Source organism: Brasilonema bromeliae SPC951, assembly GCF_012912135.1.
Classification (GTDB): Bacteria; Cyanobacteriota; Cyanobacteriia; order Cyanobacteriales; family Nostocaceae; genus Brasilonema; species Brasilonema bromeliae.
In genome coordinates this window covers 1-857 of sequence record NZ_QMEB01000415.1, presented here as the reverse complement: position 1 = coordinate 857, position 857 = coordinate 1, and the positions used below count along the sequence as shown (strand labels likewise).

Below are 857 nucleotides of genomic sequence, written 5' to 3'. Positions count from 1 at the left end.
TCGTCGTACAGCACGTTGGCCGGCTTGAGGTCGCGGTGGATCACCTTCTGCGCGTGCGCCGCCACCAGCCCCAGCGCCAGCTTGCGCACCACCGCGACCGCGGTCCGCGGCGGCATCGGCGCGTTGATCAGCGGGCGCAGCACGCGCGCGCCCCAGGTTTCGGCGGCGGCGAACGGCACGGTGTCGCCCATGCCTTCGCGCGCATAGACCTGGCTGAGCGCAATCGAGGTGTAGCCCGCGAGCGTTCCCTCCATCGCGGCAGAGACGGTGCCCGAATAGGTCACGTCTTCGGCGAGATTGGCACCACGGTTCACGCCCGACAGGATCAGGTCCGGCTTCAGCCCGTCCATGCACACGCCGAGCGCCATCATCACGGCGTCGGTCGGCGTGCCGCTGACCGAGAAGCGCCGGTCGTCATGGCTACGGACCCGCACCGGGCGGCTGAGCGTCAGCGAATGGCCCGCACCGGATTGCTCCTCTTGTGGCGCTACGACCCAGATATCGTCGGACAGTTGCCGCGCGATCGCCTCCAGCACTTTCAGGCCGGGCGCGTAGATGCCGTCGTCGTTGGTCAACAGGATGCGCATCAGGGAACAAGCCTCGTCGCACCGCCCATATACGGGATCAGGGCTTCCGGAACCGCGACCATGCCGCCCTCCTGCTGGTAATTCTCCATGACCGCCACCAACGCGCGACCGACCGCGACCCCCGATCCGTTAAGCGTGTGGACGTACTTGCCGCCCTTTTCGCCGGTGACACGATACCGCGCACCCATGCGCCGTGCCTGGAAATCGCCGCAGTTCGAACAGGACGAAATCTCGCGATACCGGTTCTGCCCCGGCAGCCAGACTTCGAGG

At 67.2% G+C, this 857-nt stretch carries 2 protein-coding genes; both read right to left on the bottom strand.

All coding sequences use genetic code 11. The features are described 5' to 3' along the window. A partial coding sequence (gene surE, locus DP116_RS30965; RefSeq protein WP_169158241.1) for a 5'/3'-nucleotidase SurE occupies window positions 1-587 on the bottom strand: 587 nt, incomplete at its 3' end. Continuing rightward, a partial coding sequence (locus tag DP116_RS30960; protein ID WP_339381412.1) for an aminoacyl--tRNA ligase-related protein occupies window positions 587-857 on the bottom strand: 271 nt, incomplete at its 5' end. The genes surE and DP116_RS30960, both read right to left, overlap by 1 nt.